At 62.1% G+C, this 16,005-nt stretch carries 15 protein-coding genes; 9 read left to right on the top strand and 6 right to left on the bottom strand.

The annotated features are described in order from the left end of the window. Window positions 1-2: 2 nt before the first annotated feature. From ACEWPM_RS11240 to ACEWPM_RS11220, 5 genes are all read right to left on the bottom strand, one after another. Window positions 3-1,328 carry an NAD(P)/FAD-dependent oxidoreductase gene (locus ACEWPM_RS11240; protein WP_393962363.1) on the bottom strand — a complete coding sequence of 442 codons (1,326 nt, stop codon included), beginning with the start codon at window positions 1,326-1,328 and terminating at the stop codon, window positions 3-5. Further along, window positions 1,325-2,137: an ABC transporter permease gene (locus tag ACEWPM_RS11235; RefSeq protein ID WP_393962364.1), complete on the bottom strand. Its 813-nt coding sequence runs from the start codon at window positions 2,135-2,137 to the stop codon at window positions 1,325-1,327. Before ACEWPM_RS11235 ends, ACEWPM_RS11240 begins: the two co-directional genes overlap by 4 nt. After that, on the bottom strand, window positions 2,134-3,024 hold the full coding sequence (locus ACEWPM_RS11230; RefSeq protein WP_393962365.1) for an ABC transporter permease subunit: 891 nt from the start codon (window positions 3,022-3,024) through the stop codon (window positions 2,134-2,136). Before ACEWPM_RS11230 ends, ACEWPM_RS11235 begins: the two co-directional genes overlap by 4 nt. 3 nt (window positions 3,025-3,027) lie before the next feature. Then, complete coding sequence (locus tag ACEWPM_RS11225) at window positions 3,028-4,149, bottom strand: ABC transporter ATP-binding protein (RefSeq protein ID WP_393962366.1); 1,122 nt, start codon at window positions 4,147-4,149, stop codon at window positions 3,028-3,030. Window positions 4,150-4,217: 68 nt separating this feature from the next. Continuing rightward, window positions 4,218-5,303, bottom strand: coding sequence for a polyamine ABC transporter substrate-binding protein (locus ACEWPM_RS11220; RefSeq protein WP_393962367.1), 1,086 nt, complete (start codon window positions 5,301-5,303; stop codon window positions 4,218-4,220). A 145-nt stretch (window positions 5,304-5,448) separates the two neighbouring features. Between ACEWPM_RS11220 and ACEWPM_RS11215 the strand changes: the two genes are divergently transcribed. The 4 genes from ACEWPM_RS11215 (at window position 5,449) to ACEWPM_RS11200 (ending at window position 9,796) form a co-directional block, all read left to right on the top strand. Then, a complete protein-coding gene (locus ACEWPM_RS11215) occupies window positions 5,449-6,150 on the top strand; it encodes a GntR family transcriptional regulator (RefSeq protein ID WP_393962368.1) in 702 nt (233 codons plus the stop codon). A 92-nt stretch (window positions 6,151-6,242) separates the two neighbouring features. After that, the gene (locus tag ACEWPM_RS11210) at window positions 6,243-7,637 is read left to right on the top strand and encodes an aspartate aminotransferase family protein (RefSeq protein ID WP_393962369.1); all 1,395 of its coding nucleotides are present in this window, start codon (window positions 6,243-6,245) and stop codon (window positions 7,635-7,637) included. Between the two features lie 135 nt (window positions 7,638-7,772). Beyond that, window positions 7,773-8,450 carry a potassium channel family protein gene (locus tag ACEWPM_RS11205; RefSeq protein WP_393962370.1) on the top strand — a complete coding sequence of 226 codons (678 nt, stop codon included), beginning with the start codon at window positions 7,773-7,775 and terminating at the stop codon, window positions 8,448-8,450. Next, window positions 8,450-9,796, top strand: a complete 1,347-nt coding sequence (locus ACEWPM_RS11200; protein ID WP_393962371.1) for a TrkH family potassium uptake protein — start codon at window positions 8,450-8,452, stop codon at window positions 9,794-9,796. The genes ACEWPM_RS11205 and ACEWPM_RS11200 overlap by 1 nt, the downstream gene beginning before the upstream one ends. A 3-nt stretch (window positions 9,797-9,799) precedes the next feature. On the opposite strand, the gene ACEWPM_RS11195 is transcribed toward ACEWPM_RS11200, so the two are convergent. Further along, window positions 9,800-10,984 carry a M24 family metallopeptidase gene (locus ACEWPM_RS11195; RefSeq protein ID WP_393962372.1) on the bottom strand — a complete coding sequence of 395 codons (1,185 nt, stop codon included), beginning with the start codon at window positions 10,982-10,984 and terminating at the stop codon, window positions 9,800-9,802. A 136-nt stretch (window positions 10,985-11,120) separates the two neighbouring features. Here ACEWPM_RS11195 and ACEWPM_RS11190 point away from each other — a divergent pair, with 136 nt between their 5' ends. The 5 genes from ACEWPM_RS11190 to ACEWPM_RS11170 all read left to right on the top strand — a co-directional run bounded on the left by ACEWPM_RS11190 (window position 11,121) and on the right by ACEWPM_RS11170 (window position 16,004). Continuing rightward, window positions 11,121-11,597 (top strand): Lrp/AsnC family transcriptional regulator, encoded by a 477-nt coding sequence (locus ACEWPM_RS11190; protein WP_393962438.1) that lies wholly within the window; start codon window positions 11,121-11,123, stop codon window positions 11,595-11,597. Between the two features lie 118 nt (window positions 11,598-11,715). Beyond that, complete coding sequence (locus ACEWPM_RS11185) at window positions 11,716-13,086, top strand: aspartate aminotransferase family protein (RefSeq protein WP_393962373.1); 1,371 nt, start codon at window positions 11,716-11,718, stop codon at window positions 13,084-13,086. A 227-nt stretch (window positions 13,087-13,313) separates the two neighbouring features. Then, a complete protein-coding gene (locus tag ACEWPM_RS11180) occupies window positions 13,314-14,414 on the top strand; it encodes an ABC transporter ATP-binding protein (RefSeq protein ID WP_393962374.1) in 1,101 nt (366 codons plus the stop codon). Window positions 14,415-14,522: 108 nt separating this feature from the next. Further along, window positions 14,523-15,620 carry an extracellular solute-binding protein gene (locus ACEWPM_RS11175; protein ID WP_393962375.1) on the top strand — a complete coding sequence of 366 codons (1,098 nt, stop codon included), beginning with the start codon at window positions 14,523-14,525 and terminating at the stop codon, window positions 15,618-15,620. A gap of 96 nt (window positions 15,621-15,716) precedes the next feature. After that, window positions 15,717-16,004: a DUF1330 domain-containing protein gene (locus ACEWPM_RS11170; protein WP_393962376.1), complete on the top strand. Its 288-nt coding sequence runs from the start codon at window positions 15,717-15,719 to the stop codon at window positions 16,002-16,004. Window position 16,005: the final 1 nt, after the last annotated feature.

The raw sequence follows: 16,005 nt of genomic DNA, 5'->3' as shown, positions 1-16,005 counted from the left end.
CTTCAGGCCCCCGTCGCCCACATCGCACCGTAAACCGGCCAGAACCAAGCCCGCCTGAACCGGCCCAAGGGCCAGCGTTTGGGCGGGCTTTTCATGATCTGTGGATATAGGTTCTGCGGGGCACGATCCTGTGCGAGATCCGCCAGAAGGGCGCCCGCATAGGTGGCCATCGCCACGCCGTTGCCGTGATAGGACATCGCTGTGAAGGCGCCGGGCATGGTGTCGATTGGGCCGACATAAGGGGTCAGATCGCGCGAGATGCTGAGCAGGCCGTGCCAGCTATGCGGTGTTTCGACATGGGCCCATGCGGGGAACATTTTCTCGAAATGCTGGCGGATATTGCTGTGCATCCGCTCGTCGGCCCATGGCGCGCTGAAAAGGCCACCCCGCATTCCGAACAGCATCCGGTTGTTCGGCATTAGGCGAAAATAGTGCAGGAAAAACCTGTCATCGTAACAGGCCTGCCGTGTGGTCCAGCCTTGTTCGGCAAGTTCGTCCTCGGTCATCTGGCGGGTGACCAGCACGTTGGACTGCGTCGGCAGATAGCGGCCCTTCATCCAGTCCGGCAGATCGTCCGAGCTATAGCCATTGGTGGCCACGATCAGGCGGTGCGCCTGGATGCGGGCTTCGGGCGTCTGCAGGTTGAAATTGGCCCCTTGCTCGATTTGGCGCACGGGGCTGTGGGCGCGGATACGCACGCCGGCGACGCGAGCGGCGCTGGCCAGCTCCTGGATATACTTCATCGGGTTGAGGGCAAAGCCGATGGGGGTCGTCATCGCCCCGTGAAACGGCCCTGACATGCCGTTTTGTGCCTGTTCATGCGGCGGGATGAGGGTCGGTGTGACGCCGTAATCCCGCTCGACCTCCTCGGCGCGCGCCTCGAAGCTGTCATAGGCGGCGGGCGTGTGGGCCATCACCGTCTCGCCCTGCGAGTGGCGATCCACCTTCATCCTGTGGCGATCCATCAGGCTCGCAGCCAGTTCGACCGCGCGGCGCTCGGTCATGCGAAACTCGCGCCGCGCCTCTTCGCCGAATTGGCGCGTCAGTGCCTTGTCGCTGGCGGCCGAGCCGCCGAGGCAGCAAAAGCCGCCATTGCGCCCCGATGCGCCCCAGCCGACATCCTGTGCCTCCAGCACGATCACGTCCGCGCCAGCCTCGGCCAGATGCAGAGCGGCCGAGAGGCCGGTGAACCCCGCCCCGATGATGGCGACATCCGCCGTCAGGGTGCCGCGCGCGGGCGGGTTCGCCTCGCCTTCGGTGGTAACCGGCCAGTAGCATGCGGCGCGCGGGGCCTCGCCATAGGCGTGGGGGGGATAGATGCGTCTCATGTTCCCGCCGCGCGCTCGTCCGCCTGACGTTTCAGGCTGCTGCGCTTGCTGACCAGCGAGGCGGTGATGACACCGATCGCCACGACGGCGATCATCAGGGTCGAGAGCGCGTTGATCTCGGGGCTGAGCCCGAGGCGGATCGACGACCAGATCTTGATCGGCAGGGTGGTGGAGGAGGGGCCGGCGGTAAAGCTGGCGATCACCAGATCATCGAGGCTGAGCGTAAAGGCCAGAAGCCAGCCCGAGATGACCGCCGGCGCGATGATGGGCAGGGTCACGAGGAAGAACGCCTGCATTTGCGAGCAGCCGAGATCCAGCGCCGCCTCCTCCAGCGATTGGTCGAAACTGACGAGGCGCGACGAGACGACGACGGACACGTAGCACATCGAGAAGGTCGTATGTGCCAGCACGATGGTCATTACCCCCCGGTCGATGTTGAGCCCGATGAAGAGCAGGAGCAGCGAGAGGCCGGTGATGACCTCGGGCATGACGAGCGGGGCGTAGATCATGCCGGAAAAGAGCGTGCGGCCCGAAAACCGGCCTGCCCGCACCAGAACAATGGCGGCCATGGTGCCGAGCACGGTGGCGATGGAGGACGATATGACCGCGACCTTGATCGTGACCCATGCGGCGTCCAGAAACGCCTCGTTGCGCACCAGCTCGCCATACCATTTGGTCGAGAAGCCCGCCCAGACTGTCACCAGTTTGCTGTCGTTGAAGCTGTAGATGATCAGGATCACCATCGGCAGATATAGAAAGGCGAAACCCAATGTCAGGGACGTCGCGTTGAACCATGTGACGCGCCTCATCCTTCGGCCTCCCGCTGCTTTTGCTCGTTCCGCTGGAAGAGGATGATCGGGATGATCAGGATGATCAGCAGGATTACCGCCACCGCGCTGGCAACCGGCCAATCGCGGTTGTTGAAGAATTCCTCCCACAGAACCTTGCCGATCATCAGCGTTTTTGACCCGCCCAGCAGCGAGGGAATCACGAACTCGCCGATAGTGGGGATGAAGACAAGGAAGCAGCCCGCGATGATGCCGTTCTTGGACAACGGAAAGGTGACCAGCCAGAAGGCGGTGATGCGACTGCAACCCAGATCCTCGGCGGCTTCCAGCAGCGAGCCGTCCATCCGCTCGAGCGCGGCGTAGATGGGCAGGATCATGAAGGGCAGGTAGGTGTAGACGATGCCGATATAGACCGCGACATTGGTGTTGAGGATCGTCAGCGGCTCGGAGATGATCCCGATGCTGAGCAGAAGCTGATTGAGGTACCCTTCATTCGACAGGATACCGACCCAGGAATAGACCCGGATCAGGAAGCTGGTCCAGAAGGGCAGGATCACCAGCATCATCAGCGTCGGGCGCCAGTGATCCGGCGCGCTGGCCATGCCGTAGGCAATGGGATAGCCGACGAGCAGCGTCAGGAAGGTGGCGATGAATGCGATCTGGAGCGAGGACAGATAGGCCTTCCAGTAAAGGTCATCGGTGGTCAGAAACTCGAAATTCTCGAGATCGAGCCCGGCAAAGAATGCCTTGATCCCGGCCCAACCCTCGCTGAAATCCAGCGTCGGGGTATAGGGCGGTATGGCGAGCGCGATGTCGCTGAGGCTGATTTTCAGCACGATCAGGAACGGCACGAGGAAGAGCGCGAGGAGCCATAGATACGGGATGATGATCAGAAGGGTGCGGCGCATCGCTCAGCCCTCCAACAGGACACCGGCAGTGTCGGTCCAGCTGAGCCAGACGGTATCCTCCCAGGTGAAGCTGCGGCGCGACAGGCGGCGGGTGTTTGCCGTCTGTGCCTTGATGATCTGCCCGTTCTCCAGCCTGACATGGTAGGTCGACAGGTTGCCCAGATAGGCGATGTCCATGATTTCGCCCTTGAGGGCGTTGCGCGTGTCAGGCTTCTCGGCGGTGATGGCCACCTTTTCAGGGCGGATGGCCAGATGGCAGGTCTGCCCGTTTTGGAACTGCTTGTCCGACTCGGCGTGTAGCGTCGGCTGGCCCTCGGCGAAGGCGATGTCGTAGCCATTGCCGTTCTTGGTGGCGCGGCCCCCGATGATGGTCACGTCCCCGATGAAATCGGCAACATAGACCGAGTTGGGCGCCTCGTAGATATTGGCTGGCGTGTCGGCCTGCATGATCTTGCCATCGTCCATGACGGCCACGCGGCTGGCGACAGTCATCGCCTCCTCCTGGTCATGGGTCACGATGACGAAAGTCGTGCCGGTCTTTTCCTGGATGTCCACCAACTCGAACTGGGTGTCCTGACGCAGCTTGGCATCCAGCGCGCCCAGAGGCTCGTCCAGCAGGAGCAGCTTGGGCGCCTTGGCAAGGCTTCGGGCAAGGGCGACGCGCTGACGCTGGCCACCCGAAATCTGGTGCGGCTTGCGCTTGGCGAATTTCTCCAGCCGGGTCAGCTTCAGCATCTGTGCGACGCGGTCGGCGATCTCTTCCTTGGGTTTCCTGTCGCGCTTGAGGCCGAAGGCGATGTTGTCCCAGACCGACAGGTGCGGAAAGAGTGCGTAGGACTGGAACATCATGTTGACCGCGCGCTTGTTCGGCGGGATTGGGGCCATGTCCTGACCGGCCAGCAGGATCGTGCCCTCGGTTGGCTTTTCAAAACCTGCCAGCATGCGCATCATGGTCGTCTTGCCGCAGCCCGAGGGGCCCAGCAGTGCGAAGAACTCGCGCTCGTAAATGTCGAATGTCTGGTCGTCAATGGCGGTGAACTCGCCGAAACGCTTGGTGACGTTCTTGAACTGAATCAGCGGTTTGGCCTGCGGATCGTTCCACGGCTCGAAAACGGTCTGGCTCATCGGTGCTCCCGGTCTGGGGTGACGGAAAGGCCTGCGCAAGAGGGTCTTGCGCAGGCCGGTGTCCGAAGTCAGGTGCCGGATTTCACGGCGGTCCAGAGCCGCGTGACCTTTCGCTGCACCTTGGCCGGGTAGGGCGTCGTGATGTAGAGATTTTCCAGCGTCGCTTCATCGGGATAGACGGCCGGATCGCCGATCACATCCTCGACGAGATACTCTTGGCTCGCCTTGTTGCCGTTGGCGTAATAGACGTAATTCGACGCAGCGGCGATGTTCTCGGGGTCCATGATGAAGTTCAGGAACTTGTGCGCGCCGTCGGGATTGGGCGCATCGATCGGGATGGCCATCTGGTCGAACCACATCAGCGCGCCTTCGCTGGGTGCGTTGTAGGCGATGGTGACGCCGTTGTCCGCCTCGACGGCGCGGTCGCGGGCCTGCAGGATGTCGCCGGACCAGCCGAAGGCGACGCAGATGTCGCCGTTGGCCAGCGCGTTGATATATTCCGAGCTGTGGAATTTCTGCACATAGGGCCGAACGGCGGACAGAACCTCTTCGGTCTTGGCGATCACGTCGGGCTCATGGCTGTCGGGATCCTCGCCCAGCCACGCCAGTGAGGCGGGGATCATCTCGGTCGGGGCATCGAGGAAATGCACGCCGCACTCGGCCAGTTTTTCCATGTTCTCGGGCTTGAAGATCAGGTCGAGCGAGCCGACCGGAGCATCCTCGCCCAGCGCTTCCTTGACCTTGTCGACATTGATGCCAATGCCGGTCGTGCCCCACATGTAGTTGATCGAGTATGCGTTCTCGGGGTCGTACCGGATGGTGCGATTCTCGATCAGCTCCCACATGTTTTCGAGGTTGGGTAGCTTGGACGGGTCGAGCTTTTGAAAGGCGCCGGCGCTGACCTGGCGCTGCAGGAACGTGCCCGAGGGCACGACGACGTCATAGCCCGATCCGCCTGCCAGCATCTTGGTTTCCAGAACCTCGTTGCTGTCGAAGACGTCATAGATCAGGTCGAGGCCGGTCTCCTGCTCGAATTTGTCCAGCAAAGCCTCGTCAATATAGTCGGACCAGTTGTAGACGCGCACTTCCTGGGCCATCGCGTTCGTGGCCGTCAGCGCGATTGCGGCTGTCGTGGTCAGAATGGTCTTCTTCATTTTCTTCTCCCGTTGGTTCGGTGATCATGCCACCGCTGCCGCGAATTTGATCAAGTTTTTCCGCTTATGGCAATATGGTAATGTTTCCACGGGGCCGCTAAACTCGCAACCTCGGACATTGCAATCGATCGGAGCCAGGCGCGCGATGCATCACTTCGCCCAGAAATTCAGCAGCGATGACGCGGGGTTGCCGGCTCATGCGCAGGTCTATCTACGTCTGCGCGAGATGGTTCTTTACGGTGACCTGACGCCGGGTCAGGCGGTTACGATTCAAGGTCTGACGACGCGGCTCAATGCCGGAATGACCCCTGTGCGGGAGGCGATCCGCCGCCTGATTTCCCAAGGCGCGCTGGAATTTCAGGGCAATCGCCGGGTCAGCGTGCCGCAACTGAGCGCGAATGACATCAGCGAGATCATTGTCGCGCGCGAGTGGCTTGACCCTTACCTGACGCGCCGCGCGGCGGCGCGTGCGAATGCATCCGACGTAGCCGCGATGACAAATATCGACGGTGCGCTGGATGGCGCGATTCGGCAGGGCGATCTGCGGGCCTATCTGCACCTCAATCACCAATTTCATCTCTATCTCTACAACCTGGCCGATTCGCCTATCCTGGCCGATCTGGCCGAGGGGCTGTGGCTGCGTTTCGGGCCGGCCATGCGGGTGCTGTGCGGGCGGCTGGGCACACAGAACCTGCCCGACAATCACAAGGATCTGCTGACCGCGATGACCGCGAATGACCCTGAGGCGGCCGCGCGCGCCATTGAGGCGGATGTGCGTCAGGGCATGGATCAGCTGCGCGCGTCGCTGGACGAGGCTGCCCGGCGGGAAGGCGCAGGTGTTAAGTGATTCGATTGACAAAGAATAATTTGATCATATTTTGGACGTCATAGCGCCATGCGCCCGTTTCCACCCCATTTCAAACCGTGAAAGGCCAGCACATGAACATGATCGCCAACCACCCGCCCACGTCGGAACTTCAGGCGCTGGACGCCGCTCATCACATGCATCCTTTCACCCATGCGGGTGAACTGAAGGAAAAGGGCGCACGCATCATCGCACGGGCCAATGGCGTGACGCTGACGGATACGGACGGCAATGATTATCTGGACGCGATGGCGGGCCTTTGGTGCGTGAACATCGGCTATGGCCGGGGTGAGATGGCTGATGCCGCCGCCCGCCAGATGCGCGAGCTGCCTTACTACAACACGTTCTTCCAGACCTCGCATGTCCCGGCCATCGCGCTGGCAAACAAGCTGGCCCAGCTGGCGCCGGGCGATCTGAATCACGTGTTCTACGCTGGCTCGGGTTCCGAGGCGAATGACACGAATATCCGAATGGTGCGCACCTACTGGGCGCAAAAGGGCAAGCCCGATAAGAAGGTCATCATCAGCCGCAAGAACGCCTATCACGGATCGAGCATGGGCAGCGGCAGCCTAGGCGGCATGTCCTTCATGCACGAGCAGGGCGGTCTGCCGATCCCCGACATCTGCCATATCGATCAGCCGCATTGGTGGGCCGAGGGCGGCGACATGTCCCCCGAGGAGTTCGGACTGGAGCGCGCACGCCAGCTGGAGAAAAAGATCGAGGAGCTGGGCGAGGACCGCGTCGCGGCCTTCATCGCCGAACCGATTCAGGGCGCCGGCGGCGTCATCATTCCGCCCAGCACCTACTGGCCCGAGATTCAGCGCATCTGCGACGAGCACGAGATCCTGTTGATCGCCGACGAGGTGATCTGCGGCTTTGGGCGCACCGGCGCGTGGTTCGGCAGCGAGACGCTGGGTATCCGCCCGGATATCATGACCGTCGCCAAGGGCCTCAGCAGCGGCTATGCGCCCATCGGCGGCTCGATCGTCTGCGACGAGGTGGCCGAGGTCATCAACAACTGCGAATTCGCGCATGGCTACACCTATTCGGGCCATCCGATGACTTGCGCCGTCGCGCTGGAAAACCTTCGCATCCTCGAGGAGGAAGGCATCGTCGACCGCGTGGCCGACCATTCCGCCGCCTATCTGGCCAAGAAGTGGGGCACCCTCGCCGATCATCCCCTGGTGGGCGAGGCGTCCAGCATCGGCATGATGGGTTCCATCGTGCTGACCCCCGATGCCGAGCGCCGCGCCAAGTTTGCCGGCAACGAGGGCGATGCAGGCCTGATCACGCGCGAGCATTGCTTCCAGAACGGTCTGGTGATGCGGCATGTGGGCGACCGAATGATCATCTCGCCGCCGCTGGTCATCACCGACGCCGAGATCGACACGCTGGTCGAGCGGGCTTGGATCGCGCTGGACCTCGCGCACGAGCAGCTGAAGGCCGAAGGCAAGATGAAGGCCGCCTGAGCTTCTTTTTCGAGACTGCATTGAAGCGGGCGCGGCCAATAGGCCGCGCCCGTTTTCGCCCAAGGGCACGGCACGGTTGCGGAACGCAGGCATTGCCAGATACGTTTCACCCTGTTGCTCAGGGGCGGGAACGGCATGAACAGACGCAAGAAGACGGATCGGCAAGCAGCCTTCGCAGTGGTCGGACTTGGCAATTTCGGGGCGACTGTCGCAAGCGAGCTGATGCGCTTTGGCAATTACGTGATTGGCATGGATCATGACGAGCGCGCGGTGAACGCTCAGGCCGAGGTTCTGAGTCAGGCCCTGATCGTGGATGCCCGCGAAGAGGCGGCGCTGCGCGAGGCGGGCGCGGGCGATTGCGATGTCGCAGTGGTCGCCATCGGGGACGATCTGGAATCCAGCATCCTCGCCGCCATCAACCTCAAAACCATCGGTGTCGAGACGGTCTGGGCCAAGGCGATGAGCAAGACGCATCACCGCATCCTCAGCAAGATGAAGGTCGATCGCATCATCCACCCCGAGGTGGAGGTGGGCCAGCATATCGCGCAGGTGCTGCACAATCCGATGGTGCGAGATTATGTGAGCCTCGGCAACGGCTTCAACGTGGTCAATTTCCGTATTCCCGAATCGCTTGAAGGCAAGCGGCTGACCGACATCCCATATGCCAGCGAATACAACTTGCGCTGCGTCGGCGCGATGCGCGGCACCGAATGGCTGGGCTGTGACGGTGATGACTGCACGTTGCAGAAGGATGATCTGCTGCTGCTTTTGGGGCAGCGGTCGAACCTGCGCGCCTTCGCGGCCAGCCTCTGATGCCACGCCATCCAATGCGCGCCATATCGGGGTCGAGCTGGCGCCTGGCGCCCCCTGCGACGCTGGCGGTGATCTATCTGGTCTTCATCGTGGTGGGGGCGGTCATCCTGTGGTTGCCGATCGCGAATTACGGGGGAGTGTCCGCATGGGATGCGCTTTTTACCTCGACCTCAGCGGTGACCGTGACGGGTCTGATCGTTGTCGATACGGGCAGCGCGTTTACGCCCTTGGGGCATGTGGTGATCGCGCTCCTGATCCAGCTCGGGGGCCTTGGCCTGATGGTGTTCGCGGTCATGCTGCTCAGCCTTCTGGGCATTCCCATCGGCCTGCCGTACCGCGTGATCCTGCGCGAGGAGGTGAACCAGAAGGCGCTGCATGACCTGACCGACATCGCGCGGGTGATCATCACTGTCTCGCTGCTCTGCGAGCTGATCGGCGCGGCGCTGCTCAGCGTTGTCTTCGTGCCTGAATTCGGCTGGGCCAAGGGGATCGGCCATGCCTTGTTCCACTCGATCTCGGCCTTCAACAATGCCGGTTTCGCGCTCTATTCCGACAGTCTGATGAGCTATGTCGCAAACCCGGTGATCAACATCGTCATCCCGGCGCTTTTCATCATCGGAGGGCTGGGCTTTATCGTGCTGGCGGATCTTTACGAGGTGCGCGCATGGCGGCGCCTCACGTTGCACAGCAAGCTGATGATCGTCGGCACGCTGGCGCTGATCGGGTTTTCATGGCCGATGTTTGCGGTGCTGGAATGGACCAATTCCGGCACGCTGGGCGGCCTGCCGGACACCGCCTCACGCATCTGGGCCAGTTGGTTTCAGGCGGTGACGACGCGCACCGCGGGATTCAACTCGGTCGATACGGCGGCGATGCATGACAGCACCACCTTGATGACAATGGCCCTGATGCTGATCGGCGGCGGGAGCACCTCGACGGCGGGAGGGATCAAGGTAACGACGCTGATCGTGTTGGTCATCGCCACCATCGCGTTCTTTCGCCGCCAGACCGAGCTCCATGTCTTCGGGCGCAGCCTTGGGCCGCAGGAGGTGCTGAAGGTGCTGGCACTGACCACGGTCAGCCTGATCCTCGTCCTGACCGGCATTTTCGTCACATCGATTTCACATGACGGCGACTTTCTGGACATGGCGTTCGAGGTGACATCGGCTTTTGGCACGGTTGGAATGTCCCGCGGCGCCACGGGCGAGCTGGATACGATGGGCCGTATCGCCATCATGCTGATCATGTTCCTCGGGCGTGTCGGCCCCCTGACCCTCGGGTTCTTCCTGGCGACGCGCAGCGTGCCACGCGTGCGCTATCCCAAGGGTCAGATTTACCTGGGTTAGCGTCTAATCCTTGACGAAAAGCTCGCGCGGTTGGCTGCAGAGCGGCTCGGCGGCGCCATCCTCGGTGATCAGGATCGTCTCGGTGATCTCCATCCCCCAGCTGTCCATCCAGAGACCCGGCATGAAGTGGAAGGTCATCCCCGGCTCCAGCACCGTCTGATCACTGGCGCGCAGGCTGACCGTGCGCTCGCCCCAGTCAGGCGGATAGCTGAGACCGATGGGATAGCCGCAGCGCGCGCCGCGCTCGATCCCGGCCTTTTCCAGCGCACCGTTGAGGGCATTGGCGATGTCGCAGGCACGGGCCCCCGCGCGCGCCGCCTCGATTCCGGCGCCCAGACCTTCGACAAGCGCGCCCTCGGCATGGCGCATCTCATCCGTGGGCTTGCCCAGAACCATCGTGCGGCAGCAGGGAGCGTGGTAGCGGCGATAGACACCGGACACCTCAAAGAAGGTCGCTTCGCCCGAGGTGAAAGGCCGGCCATTCCATGTCAGATGCGGCGCGCCCGCCTCGCTGCCCGAGGGCAGGAGCGGCATGATCGCCGGGTAATCTCCCCATGCGCCGGGAATGCCGCGCACGGCATCGCGCAGGATCTCGGCCACGATCTCGTTCTTGGGGATGCCCGGCTCGACTCGCTCGCGCAGGCCATTGATGATCTTGTCGGTGATGCCAGCCGCCTTGCGCATCACGGCGATTTCCTCGTCCGACTTCACCGCGCGCTGCCAGTTCACCAGCGCGGTCGCGTCGACGAAGGTGACATCCGGCAACTCGGCTTTTAGCACCTCATACGCCTTGGCCGAGAAATAGTAATTGTCCATCTCGACACCGATCCGGGCCGAGCCAAGCCCCAGATCCTTCAGGCGCTTCGCCAGATCCTCCATCGGATGGCGCTCGGTCGACTGGATGTATTTGTCGTCGTAGCCCCAGACGCGGGCGTCCTCCATCCAGACGGTGCGCACGCCGCCATTGGCATCCATACTGCGGCCCCACCACGCTGGATCGGCATCGGGAAAGACCAGCACGCCCTGATGCACGTAGAAGGACCAGCCGTCATAGGCGGTCAGCCAGTTCTGGTTGGACGGATCGGTGCAGAACATCACGTCGATATTCGCGGCCTCCATCGCATGCCGTGTCTTGGTCAGTCGCCGCTGATACTCAGCGGTGCTGAACGGGATGTCCTTCTCGATCATGTGCCGGGCCTTTCATGTGATCGCTTGCGCCGCGCATCTCATGCGCTTTTGCGCGATTGCGCAAGGGGTGCGTTGACGGCGCCGTCTGCTGCGCCCAAAGCTGACCCATGACCTTTCCTCTGCGAGCCCCCTCATGATCCGCCTAGACGCCCGCGATCTGGACATCCTGCGCGCATTGGCGGGCAATGGCCGCATGACCAACGCTGATCTGGCCGCCGCTGCCGGCCTCTCGGCCAGCCCGTGTTGGGAGCGGGTGCGCAAGCTGCAGGAGGCGGGCGTGATCGAGGGGGTTCATGCGCGCATCGCCCTGAGGAAGTTGGGCCCGCATGTGTCGGTTTTCGTCACGGCCGAGTTGACAGGCCACACGGCCGCCGATTTCCGCCGCTTCGAAGCGGCGATGGCAGGATATGAGCAGGTGATGGGCTGCTGGGCGCTGGGCGGCGGGTATGACTATCTGCTGCATATCGTGGCCCGCGACATCGAGGGGTATCAGGCGCTTCTGGATGATATGTTGGAGGCCGGAATCGGGCTGGCGCGCTATTTTACCTATGTTGTGACCAAGACGGTCAAGGACAGCCCGGTGCCACCATTTGCGGCGCTGCTCGGGGAGTAGCAGAAGAATCTTCTGCGGCGCCCCGAAATTTCGGTTACACAACCTGCACGCTTTCAGGCACCTTGCGCCCCAAGACGCGGACGCGAGTGCGCGCATTCATTTCATCAGGAGACCCCCAATGCTCAGAAACGATCAGCTGGCCGAATGGGACCGCGAGAATTTCTTTCACCCCTCGACGCATCTGGCGCAATTTGCCCGCGGCGAGATGCAGAGCCGGATCATCACCGGTGCCAAGGGCTGCCACATCGAGGACCGCGAGGGGAACAAGCACCTTGATGCCTTTGCTGGCCTCTATTGTGTGAACGTCGGCTATGGCCGCACCGAGATTGCCGAGGCGATCGCGAAACAGGCGCATGAGCTGGCCTATTACCACGCCTATGTCGGCCACGGCACCGAGGCGAGCATCACGCTGGCCAAGATGGTGCTGGACCGCTCGCCCGACCACATGTCCAAGGTCTATTTTGGCCTCTCGGGCAGTGACGCGAACGAGACCAACATCAAGCTGCTCTGGTACTACAACAACATCCTCGGCCGTCCGCAGAAGAAGAAGATCATCTCGCGCTGGCGCGGCTATCACGGCTCGGGGCTTATGACAGGCTCGCTGACGGGGCTGGAGCTGTTTCACAAGAAGTTCGATCTGCCGCTGGAGCAGGTGATCCATACCGAGGCGCCCTATTACTTCCGGCGCCAGGACCAAAACCAGACCGAGGCGCAGTTCGTGCAGCATTGCGTGGACAAGCTGGAAGAACTGATCGCCCAGCATGGCGCCGACACCATCGCCGGCTTCATCGGTGAGCCTGTTCTGGGCACCGGCGGCCTCGTGCCACCGCCCGCAGGCTACTGGGAAGCGATCCAGAAGGTTCTGGACAAGCACGATATCCTGCTGATCGCCGACGAGGTCGTCACCGGCTTTGGCCGCACGGGCAGCATGATGGGCTCGGACCACTACGGCATGAAGCCGGATCTGATGACCATCGCCAAGGGTCTGACCAGTGCCTATGCGCCCCTTTCGGGCAGCATCGTGTCGGATCGCATGTGGCGGGTGCTCGAGCAGGGAACCGACGAGAATGGGCCCATCGGCCACGGCTGGACCTATTCGGCGCATCCCATCGGGGCGGCGGCGGGCGTGGCCAATCTCAAGCTGTTGGACGAGCTTGGCCTCATCGAGAACAACCGCGAGACAGGCGGCTACCTGTTGGCGTCCATGAAGGATGCGCTGGGCGAGCATCCCCATGTGGGCGACATCCGCGGCGAAGGGATGATGTGCGCCGTCGAGTTCGTGAAGGATCGCGGTACGCGCACTTTCTTCGACTCTGGTGAGAAGGTCGGCGCAACCGTCACGAGCGCGCTGGCGTCGCGCGGTGTCATCGGGCGGGCCATGCCGCAGGGCGATATCCTGGGGTTCGCGCCGCCCTTCTGCCTCAGCCGCGCTGAGGCGGACGAGATCGTGAGCAAGACTGCGCAAGCCGTGAAAGAGGTTCTGGGCTGACGTCCCGCAATTTGGATCAAAAGAGGCAAGGGGGCGCGCCGGATGGCGGCGCCCCTTTTTCCTGCGCGGCGCGGTCCGGGTTGCCCAATTTCTGACCACGAGAGGGCGCGCGCCGCAAATCGGGGCAAAAGTGACGCATCACGGTTGCAATGTCTCGCGTTTGACGGTTTAGTCTCCCTCCAACGCGGCAATGATCGCGGATAACGATAAACAACGGGGAGACTCATTTGGCCGAGTCGCAGACCAGCGACGCGTTCGTTGAATTCGAACGCGTGCAGAAAAGCTATGACGGGGAAACGCTGGTCGTCAAGGACCTGAACCTCAAGGTGCCCAAGGGTGAATTCTTGACGATGCTGGGGCCATCGGGCTCGGGCAAGACGACGTGCCTGATGATGCTGGCCGGGTTTGAGACGGCAACGCATGGCGACATCCGCCTTGCCGGAACCTCGATCAACAACATCCCGCCGCACAAGCGGGGCATCGGCATGGTCTTCCAGAACTACGCCCTTTTCCCGCATATGACGATTGCCGAAAATCTCAGCTTTCCGCTGGAAGTGCGCAAGATCGGCAAGGACGAGCGCGAGAAGAAGGTCAAGCGCGCGCTCGACATGGTCGAGATGGGGAAATTCGGCGGACGCCGCCCCGCGCAGCTTTCGGGCGGGCAGCAGCAGCGTGTCGCGCTGGCGCGCGCGCTGGTGTTTGAACCCGAGCTGGTCCTGATGGACGAGCCGCTGGGCGCGCTGGACAAGCAGCTGCGCGAGAAGATGCAGTTCGAGATCACGCATCTTGCGCATAATCTGGGTATTACAACGGTTTACGTCACCCATGACCAAACCGAGGCGCTGACCATGTCGGACCGCGTTGCTGTATTCGATGATGGCCGGATTCAACAGATTGCCGCGCCCGATGTGCTTTATGAGCAGCCCGAAAACAGCTTTGTCGCGCAGTTCATCGGCGAGAACAACACGCTGCAGGGCGTCGTCAAGGAGATCAAGGGCGACATCGCGCTTGTGGAGCTGGATGATGGCGAGTTGATCGATTGCCACCCGGTCAACGTAAGCAAGGTGGGCGAGCGCACGCAGGTCTCGATCCGCCCCGAGCGCGTGGAATTCGACAAGAAGCGCCTGCAGCAGGGTGTTCATACACTGAAAGCAGAAGTGCTGGAATTCGTCTATATGGGCGACATTTTCCGTACGCGCCTGCGGGTGGCGGGCAGCGACGATTTCATCGTCAAGACCCGCAACGCGCCGGATCAGAAGCGTCTAAAGCCGGGCGAACAGCTGGAAATCGGCTGGCTGCCGCAGGATTGCCGCGCGCTGGATGCGTGACCACACGAATATCGCGGCCATCGCGGCCCGATGATCAGAGGGATCGGTGGACAGGCCCGCGCCACCCCCTCACCCGAACGAAACGGGCCTCACTAGGGAGAAAAAAGAATGAAATTTACCAAAACACTTCTGACATCGACTGCGCTGACTGCCGTCGCGGGCATGGCAACGGCCGAAGTCGAAGAGCTGACCGTCGTCAGCTGGGGCGGCGCCTACAGCAACTCGCAGCAGAAAGCCTACCACGAGCCGTATACCGAAATGACCGGTATCCAGATCATCAACGATGACAGCTCGAACGAGGCCGTGGCCAAGCTGCGCGCAATGAACGAAGCCGACAACATCACCTGGGACGTGGTCGACGTGGTTGCCGCCGATGCGATCCGCCTGTGCGACGAAGGTCTCGCGATGGAGATCGACTTCAACGAGATGCTGGCCCCCGGCGATGACGGCTCGACCGCCGAAGACGATTTCGGCGATCTGCTGGTATCTGACTGCTACGTTCCGACGATCGTCTATTCGACCACCTTCGGCTATCGCACCGATCTGGTCGGCGACACGCCTCCGGATGATGTCTGCGATGTCTTCGACCTCGAGGCCTATCCCGGCAAGCGTTCGCTGGAAAAGCGCCCCATCAACAACATGGAATGGGCCCTGCTGTGCGACGGCGTTGCCAAGGACGAAGTCTATGACGTGCTGGAGACCGACGAAGGTCAGCAGCAGGCGCTGGACAAGCTGGACACGATCCGTGACAGCGTCGTCTGGTGGTCGGCCGGCGCGGATACGCCCCAGCTTCTGGCCGATGGCGAAGTCGTCATGGGATCGACCTATAACGGTCGCCTGTTCAGCCTGATCGAAGAGCAGGACCAGCCCGTTGCCATGCTGTGGGACGCTCAGGTGTTCGACATCGACGGCTTCATCATCCCGACCGGCCTCAGCGAAGAGCGTCAGGCCGCGGCGCTTGATTACCTCAAGTTCGCGACCGACACGCAGCGTCTGGCAGATCAGGCCGCCTACATCAGCTACGGCCCCGCACGCAAGTCGTCGGCACCACTGGTCGGCAAGCATGCCGAGCTGGGCATCGACATGGCACCCCACATGCCGACCGATCCAGAGAACGCCAAGAACACGTTCCTCTACAACTATGAGTTCTGGGCTGACTACCGCGATGACATCGACGCCAAGTTCCAGGCGTGGCTGGCACAATAAGCCAATGGTCGAGGCTGGTTCGCCAGCCTCTCACCACCTCATAAAGTGCGGCCCGCATCGAACGGGCCGCACGCACCAGACAGGGACCATACAAGAATGCCCAAGGGCTATCTGATCGGACATATCACGGTGAATGATCCGCAGGCGTATCGCGAATACGTCGAGCGTGACACGCCGATCCTCGAGCGGCATGGCGGACGTTTCCTTGTTCGTGGCGGCCAGTCCGAGGTGCCCGAGGGCGAGACGTATCAGCGCCATGTGGTCATCGAATTTCCCAGCTATGCTGCGGCCCGGAACGCCTATGACGACCCCGCCTATCAGGCGGTGGCCGACATTCGCAGACGCACCGCCGACAGCGTGATTGTTTTGGTCGAAGGGGCCTGAA

The organism is Roseovarius maritimus, assembly GCF_043355895.2.
Taxonomy (GTDB): Bacteria; Pseudomonadota; Alphaproteobacteria; order Rhodobacterales; family Rhodobacteraceae; genus Roseovarius; species Roseovarius maritimus.
Note: the sequence above shows the minus strand (reverse complement) of the source record. Positions and strands in the feature narration are given on the sequence as shown.